Genomic DNA, 6284 nt, shown 5'->3' on the forward strand with positions numbered 1-6284 from the left:
CGCAGTTCGGGCTCGACACGCTGCGCCAGCTGCCGGATTTCGAGGCGCTCGAGGATGCTGGGCTGCTGTCGAAGGAAAAGCTGCTGGCCGGGGATATACCAATCGGGTTTGGCCGGGGGGAGAGCGACGGCGAAGAGCGCGAGCCCACGACGGGCATCGTTGAAGATGAGGCGCTCTGAACTGATCGGAAACCAGGTTGCTTACGACAGCCAGCAACTCAGGGCCAAGATAACTGGTCGTGCGGCAGCCGGTCGTCGGGATCGTGAACCGCAACATGGTCGCCGTCGACAAGATTGGCCGGAAAGATCACCAGATTGGTGCCGCCGGCGTGACGCAGCGACGGGAACAGGATGTCGCGGAGCCCGGCCGTGATGATCAGGTCCGCGAGCTTCCACGAGGGCGGCATTTTTTTGTCGATGCGAGCGATCTGGCGCCAGGCACAATCCCATTCCTGCCAAGCGCTGTCCCAGATCTCCGGGTCGAATCCCTGCGAAAGGTCGGCCACCTCAGCGAGCGTGATCTTGTAGGCGGCAAGCGTTGCCGGCGGGACGATGCTGGCGCCCTGCTTGTATTCGTCAAGAGCCGTCTGGGTCGAACGGCGTCAGATAGAGTGCTTCGACGCCTGGCCGGTTGAAACGACCGCCATCGATCGCTGCGCCTGCACCGCTGGTGGGCAAGAAGGCCCATTTGGGTGTCACATCCCCGGGTTTGTTTTGGCTGGCAAACACAACCGCCCGCTGAAGAGCTTTCTTCGCAAAGAGGCCCTTCCCTACGAAGACCATAGTCTTGCCCGTACCTGGGTGGCGGTGATGGAAGGAAGCGCCGACCTTCTTGGCTTCATCACTATCGTCTCCGGAGAAGTGAGCGTCGTCCGCACCGGGGCCGCAGAGGATGCTGGCACCAAGAAATTTCGGTATCATTTTATCCAGCCATCAAGATAGCGCGCCTTGCAATAGACGATCGTCACGCTGGCAAAAAACTGGGTCTGGCCCTGGTCGAGTTTGCACTCGGTATTGCGAAGACAAACATATGCCCCATGGTCGGGTGCAGGTTCGCGATTGTTGACTCCAAAGAGAAATCGGTCGGGTTCTACGAAAAGTGCGGATTCACGCTTCTAGACACGGCTGACAACCGGGCTTTAGAACACCCTTTCATGTATCTTGATCTGCATCCGAAACCTTCTCCGGATGTAGATGGGGCGGCGCTTCCCGCTGTCGCTGAACCAGCTTGTTCATCTGTTCCTGCGTAAGTGGGCCGACCGGATCTCGACCGGCCGGTCGTCGATACCTCTTGCCTGCCAATGCCACACCAAAATCTCGCCGCGCAACCGTCTACGGATCACAAATTGAGCATGCTCGCATGTCAGCGCGATTGAGTTGGGCGCCCTTTTCGAAAGCAGCTTCTCGGTCAAACGGACCGTGCCAGCGGCCGTTCCTATCTCCCGTTCCAGCCTGCGTTCCTTGACCCTCGTTGCAAAACCCGCAATCAGCTCTATGGATCCGGCCACGATCGTGGGTCCAGTTCTCGTAGATGTAGTAATCCATTTTAGCGCGCCCCTGCCGCTGCTATAGGCCACCCACCGAGTCCATGAAGGTGAACATCTCACCGCAAGCCTTCGGATGGCCTTTGCTCGCCACGTCCTTGTCGAATTGGCGAAATCCGTCAGTCATGTACCGACGGGCTAGAGCCTCCGTCGATGTAGGGCAATCCTTCTTCAGCAAGCTGTGGGTCTTCCTAATCGCATTCGACTCCGGGAAGTTGCAGATCAGCGAAGCCCTCATAAACAGCCCATACATCTTCCAAAGGTTCGGACATTCGCCTTTAGGCGTGCCGGCAAGGCACTGCGTCGAGACTAGACAAAAAGCCAGGACATATTTCAGCATAGGGTTTCGCACGCCTGCCCGTCGCCATCGCGGTCCAACTTACCGCCCCAGGGGCAGTTGCTGAGATACCATTGAGCCTCGTCGCACGAGCTGATCTGCGAGCATTTCCGCCGCGGCTGGCAGGAATAGCTTTGCGCTACCTGTTGGCGATTGATGATGCCGAGCGGTTGGCTTACCGCCGGCCGGACATCGTCCACAGGTCCAGCGCGCCATTCCCACGGCGGCTGGAACTTTCCGACCCACAGCCCGACCTTCGCCGCCTCGGCCGTCGCCTGCTGCGCCGCATAGGCGCCATGGCTGTATTGAGGCCAATCGATCGCCTGGCCGTGCTCGACCATCCAGGCGGCGATGCTGGCGCCATCGGCGCGCCGGCAGTCGCCTACAAAGCGGTTGTAGCGGTCCCATGCGACGAAGGCGCATGTGACCGGCCTCGAGGCGACTAGGAACCGGTCTAGCGCCGCCGCGGCCTTGGCACCGCACCGGTAGCGAACGCCCTTAGCGTCGTCGCATTGTTGGGCTGACTCGGGAGCGTCGATGCCGTTGAAGCGTATCCGCTGCCCGTGGACCTCGATCGTGTCGCCGTCGATGATTGAGGCGACGCCAGCGATCGGCTCGGGGGTACGTCCGATCCAGTTGGAAACGTGAAGGTCAGGGGCGCCTTCGCCGTGCTGCACGGCGAACTGCGCAACGAAGGCGGCTGCCGCAGCAACCGTCACGAAGACCAGCCGCTTTGGGATTTCCGCTATTAGGCGGGCACGCCGACGCTGTGCACCTTGCCGTTTGCGCCATTGGTTTGAGCGATTTTCGTACTGGGATTTGTCCATTTACTCGCAGCCTACGCCGTCGTGATCGCCATCCAGCCGGTTGGTGTCAGCACCAGTGATTTTAACAGGACCGGCTACAACCGGGTTGTTTCCCTTGCCGCCTGCACAGTCCAAGTCGGCACCACCAGCGGGCGCCACGCGCCGATACGCATTGAAGGCGGCCACCGCGCGGGCGCCGTCGCCCTCGATGTGGGTGTTGTTGCTGTTTGGGTTGAAGGGATCGACGGTCTGCAGAAGCAGGTTGGCGTGGTTCGCATCGCCGGCCGCGAGCGTCACCGAATCATAGTTGTTCAAGTAGTCGGATTTGCAAGCAGAAAAGAGGAGCAAAGCCCCTAAAGACAACACCCTTTGCCAATACATTTGCCCACTCCCCAGTTTTGAAGAGTTGCACAAGATCCAACTGCTTGCAACTGCCGGGCGAAATGGCCTGATCAGCTAAAGCCATGATTGTCGATAAGATGGCAGGGCGTGCTGATCTGCGCGGCTAGAAATCGAGTAGTAGCCGAATGTAGCCGTATTCGATTGCCCAGGCCCCGGTGACTGCAGAAATCAAACCATAATTTGCCGCGACTAGGATTGCGGCGATGACGTAGTCGCTCCAATTGAATTCCGTGATGAGCCTCAATAGCAGTTTTGATCTTGACGATCTCGGTCCGGACGGTCTCATAGGCTCGCTCTTTGCGGCTGCGCACTGAACATCGATTTCCAATTTCAGGCCTACCAGGACGAGAGTCTTTGCAAGGGAGCCCGCTTTGTTCGGTGTGCGCTCTTAGGCTGGGGCGACGTCAACGCACATACTCTTTAAATCGCCATTCAGCCAGATCGAAGCCGCTGGGGCAATCCAGTTTTCAGGGCTCCATGCAGTTCCCCGCTCTCTAAGCGGCGTTTCGAAAGCACGATAAGCGGTCGCTCGATCAAGCGATAGCTCACTGCGCTTACGACGGCCGTCAGGAAAAGCAACGTAAAAAGATGGACGACGCTCGCCAGGGGGCTACGCGACCAGAACGAGCTCAATACGCCTATCAGGCCCAGGTGCCAGAGATACGTGCTGTAGCTAGCGTTTCCGGCAGCCAGCGCCAGTGATGGCGTCCTCAGCTTGCCATCGCGCTCCAGCATCATCGCCGCGCAAAGAAACAACGCGGCAGGCGGACCGAAGCCGTACCAGCGGAACGCATTGATCTCCATGGTGGGGTATAACCAAATAGAGGCATAGAGAAACCAACCCACGGCGCCCAAGAGCAGCAAGCTCGCCGGCAAGCGGATCCCTGATTGGCATAGCGCCGCGACAGCGATCCCCATCACAAATTCCAACATGATCGGGCTTGTCATCGTTTCGGCTGTCGGCCAAACCTGCGATACCAGCACAAGAAAGACAGCCATAGCGGCAAAACCCAGCTTGCGGTTTCGAAATATCATCACGATGACAGCAACCAGCACATAGAACCTGATCTCGAATACAAGCGTCCAGCCGACTGGCTGGGGCAAAGGGAAATCGATGAGGAAGAGCTGGCGCGTCCAGGCCCACACGTCAGGTGGCGGCGTGCCCCTCCCGGTCCAGAGCGTGAGAATCATGGACAGCCAGAACAAAGGAAGTATGCGCAGTACGCGCCGGAGCGTGAAACGACCAGCGTCCGCTATCCGTCCGGCATCCTGTCTTGGCTGCGTGATCAAATACATTATCGCCCCACTTATGGCGAAAAAGATATCGACACCAAAATGGCATATGACGTCAGTGTATGGGCGAAGGGGCATGAGGGTATTCTGGCCGGACAGTGCGTTTGCCTCTATGACTGCGTGCCCGAGGACGACCATCCAAGCGGCGATCGCCCGTAAACCCTGGATGGATCGATACGATCTTTTCGGAACGATCATTATGCCTCCGGGACCAAGCCGTCCTGCAACTGTCGAAGCTAAACAGCGGCTTGGCCATTGGTAGGCTCTCGGCCTAGCGGCGCGCATTCAGCCGGCCCTGGCGGCCCAGGGGCCGAGTCCCCGCTAGTTGTACCCGAGCAGATGGCGAAGCCCAACTATCGGCAAATAAACGGTCCAAATCATGCCGATGGCTGCGGCAACGCCAAGGCCGATTGCGGGAGCCCAAGCCTTCCAGAGCATCTGGAGCCGCGCCGCTATTTCAGTCAAACTGTCTTCCATGGACGAATTCTCCCCAAGTTGATTCGAGAGGCGAAAATATCAATGAACGCCAAGACTGCCGCGCTTGCAATCACCGCAAGTGTTTGCATCGCTGGTTTCGCTTATTCGAGCGGTCATAAGGCCGGTCGTGTTTCTCAACTGAAAGACACCGTCACATCCTACAACCGCCGGATGGGGATTAATGACACCGCCAACAGCCTCGGCCGCGTCGATCTCTGCCTCGAGCTTGGTGGCCTACTTGATGAGTGCGAGCGGCTAGACCGCTGATCTGCTCGACCGGTTGATTTCAGCCTTCCACCTCCATTGCCAATTCAACAACTGCCCCTCAGGGCGGAAAGGTACTAGCCATGGACCGCAACTTCGCGGGGGCGCTTGCGCTCGTTCTGAAATCTGAAGGCCTCTGGTCGGACAATCCGGCTGATCCCGGCGGCGCCACTATGAAAGGCGTCACGCTCACCAACTTCCGGCGCTATGTGAAAGCCGACGCTACCAAGGCCGATCTGCGCAAGATCACTGATGCCCAGGTTGCGACGGTCTATCGCCGGTTCTATTGGGATGCGACGGCCGGCGCCTAGCTTCCCGGCGGCGTCGACTACGCCGTCTTTGATTTCGCAGTGCACAGCGGCCCAGGTCAATGTTGCGCGGCGTACGAGCCGGAACCTCGACCCTACGACTTCGACTATCTGCACAACGTTTGCCGGTATCTGAAGGCGAACAACAATCTGTCCGTGGATTCGCTGTTCATCCTCTTCAAGTCGCTAATGCTGTAGCCATTCCCCTACGGCTGGGTAGTGCTAGAAGCCCTCGTCTTTCAGCGTATTCCCGCCCCGGCCCTTACGAGCTTCAAGATCGGACCAGTAAAAGCTCAAAGCCAACTGCGCTGGCAGGCCGATGCCGAGGACGAGGACAAATCCTATGGGGCCAAACCAATAGAGGGCCAGAAGCATGGCTGCACTGAGGATTACGGTTCCAACAAAACAACGGAAACAGCGCGTAGGGAGCATGGCTGATTTTGTAGCACAAACCACCGCTGCCTCCACCGGGTCTGGCAAATATGTAATCGCCCTTCTTGTCGAGCGATTGACACGCTGGCCGGTCGAAGGCAAAGAGTGACACATTGCGGATTGGCAAAGGGGAATGTCGATGAAGAAGACCTATCAGAAGCCCGTTTTCACGAAACGTGAGCGGCTGTCGTCGGTAACTGCTTCGCCCAGCTCGTCTACGGTTTCTTCCGGGACCTAATCAAGAGAATTACAGTTTTGGAAAGCCCGCCCCCAAAAGGTGGCGGGCTTTTTTGTGCATTAGTGGAACCTGAAATGTCGAGGCAGGTTGGAAATGCGGCAGCGTCCCCCGCTGCCGGTCGAGGCCCCCAAGCCTGGGCCGGGTCCGCCTCTGCCCGCCAGTAGGGGCGGGCCCACTGCAATTG

7 protein-coding genes and 2 pseudogenes are annotated in these 6284 nt (G+C 58.5%); 4 read left to right on the plus strand and 5 right to left on the minus strand.

Annotated features, from left to right (window positions below; genetic code table 11):
- Positions 1-179: pseudogene (locus tag EOC06_RS43885) on the plus strand (segregation and condensation protein B); the annotation flags it as partial.
- Positions 180-217: 38 nt separating this feature from the next.
- On the opposite strand, the gene EOC06_RS30375 reads toward EOC06_RS43885, so the two are convergent.
- Both EOC06_RS30375 and EOC06_RS43890 read right to left on the minus strand, forming a co-directional pair.
- Complete coding sequence (locus tag EOC06_RS30375) at positions 218-553, minus strand: RES family NAD+ phosphorylase (protein WP_245466353.1); 336 nt, start codon at positions 551-553, stop codon at positions 218-220.
- A 22-nt stretch (positions 554-575) separates the two neighbouring features.
- Complete coding sequence (locus EOC06_RS43890; RefSeq protein ID WP_245470224.1) at positions 576-920, minus strand: hypothetical protein; 345 nt, start codon at positions 918-920, stop codon at positions 576-578.
- Between the two features lie 11 nt (positions 921-931).
- Between EOC06_RS43890 and EOC06_RS45215 the strand changes: the two genes are divergently transcribed.
- The gene (locus tag EOC06_RS45215) at positions 932-1249 is read left to right on the plus strand and encodes a GNAT family N-acetyltransferase (RefSeq protein ID WP_368773611.1); all 318 of its coding nucleotides are present in this window, start codon (positions 932-934) and stop codon (positions 1247-1249) included.
- A 627-nt stretch (positions 1250-1876) separates the two neighbouring features.
- Here the strand turns inward: EOC06_RS45215 and EOC06_RS30385 are convergent.
- The 3 genes from EOC06_RS30385 to EOC06_RS30395 form a co-directional block, all read right to left on the minus strand.
- Complete coding sequence (locus EOC06_RS30385) at positions 1877-2599, minus strand: thermonuclease family protein (protein WP_245470226.1); 723 nt, start codon at positions 2597-2599, stop codon at positions 1877-1879.
- Positions 2600-2707: 108 nt separating this feature from the next.
- Positions 2708-3067, minus strand: a complete 360-nt coding sequence (locus tag EOC06_RS30390; RefSeq protein WP_128309530.1) for a calcium-binding protein — start codon at positions 3065-3067, stop codon at positions 2708-2710.
- Between the two features lie 453 nt (positions 3068-3520).
- Positions 3521-4579 (minus strand): acyltransferase, encoded by a 1059-nt coding sequence (locus tag EOC06_RS30395; protein WP_164762597.1) that lies wholly within the window; start codon positions 4577-4579, stop codon positions 3521-3523.
- A gap of 141 nt (positions 4580-4720) precedes the next feature.
- On the opposite strand from EOC06_RS30395, the gene EOC06_RS30400 reads away from it, so the two are divergent.
- Complete coding sequence (locus tag EOC06_RS30400) at positions 4721-5125, plus strand: hypothetical protein (RefSeq protein ID WP_127327852.1); 405 nt, start codon at positions 4721-4723, stop codon at positions 5123-5125.
- Between the two features lie 80 nt (positions 5126-5205).
- A pseudogene (locus EOC06_RS30405) lies at positions 5206-5493 on the plus strand (glycosyl hydrolase 108 family protein); the annotation flags it as partial.
- Positions 5494-6284: the final 791 nt, after the last annotated feature.

Origin of the sequence: Mesorhizobium sp. M7A.F.Ca.MR.362.00.0.0 (assembly GCF_004023175.1) — a bacterium.
GTDB lineage: Bacteria > Pseudomonadota > Alphaproteobacteria > Rhizobiales > Rhizobiaceae > Mesorhizobium.

Excerpts from the sequence above, each read along its gene's own strand:
- EOC06_RS43890 (WP_245470224.1), bottom strand. The coding sequence starts at position 920 with ATGATACCGAAATTTCTTGGTGCCAGCATCCTCTGCGGCCCCGGTGCG.
- EOC06_RS30390 (WP_128309530.1), bottom strand. The coding sequence starts at position 3,067 with ATGTATTGGCAAAGGGTGTTGTCTTTAGGGGCTTTGCTCCTCTTTTCT.
- EOC06_RS30395 (WP_164762597.1), bottom strand. The coding sequence starts at position 4,579 with ATGATCGTTCCGAAAAGATCGTATCGATCCATCCAGGGTTTACGGGCG.
- EOC06_RS30400 (WP_127327852.1), top strand. The coding sequence starts at position 4,721 with ATGGCGAAGCCCAACTATCGGCAAATAAACGGTCCAAATCATGCCGAT.